The organism is Xanthomonas populi (assembly GCF_002940065.1).
Classification (GTDB): Bacteria; Pseudomonadota; Gammaproteobacteria; order Xanthomonadales; family Xanthomonadaceae; genus Xanthomonas; species Xanthomonas populi.
In genome coordinates, this window is sequence record NZ_MDEJ01000361.1 from 1 (window position 1) to 370 (window position 370).

The window sequence follows — 370 nt, forward strand, 5'->3', positions numbered from 1 at the left end:
AGTGCCTGTTGCAACGCTACCCACGGCATCCGATGGCTCAGTTGCGCCAACGGATGGCGCAGCTCGATCTGGTTCTCCAGGCGCCAACGAAACAACGCCTCGGCAGGCAGGTGCTCGGCAGCAGGACGGCGTGTACGCATGGGTGCAAATCGCCAGAAATCAGCCCTCGGCGTAGCGAAAACTGGCCGTTCTGGCACGTCTGGCGAGGGATCAAGGCCTTGCGGTGGTTGGGTGGTTGGGTGGTTGGGGGTTTTCAGGGACGACTAGGTGTTCAGTCCCGGCATTAGATCGATCGGGTCCACCTTGAACCGCTCGGGTTCGGATGTCCACTGCTTGCAGATGAATTCGTACGGTGTCAGACCCTTCAGGG

General features: G+C 60.5%; 1 pseudogene. It reads right to left on the reverse strand.

The features are described from left to right. Window positions 1-263 precede the first annotated feature (263 nt). A pseudogene (locus XpopCFBP1817_RS21280) lies at window positions 264-370 on the reverse strand (IS481 family transposase); the annotation flags it as partial.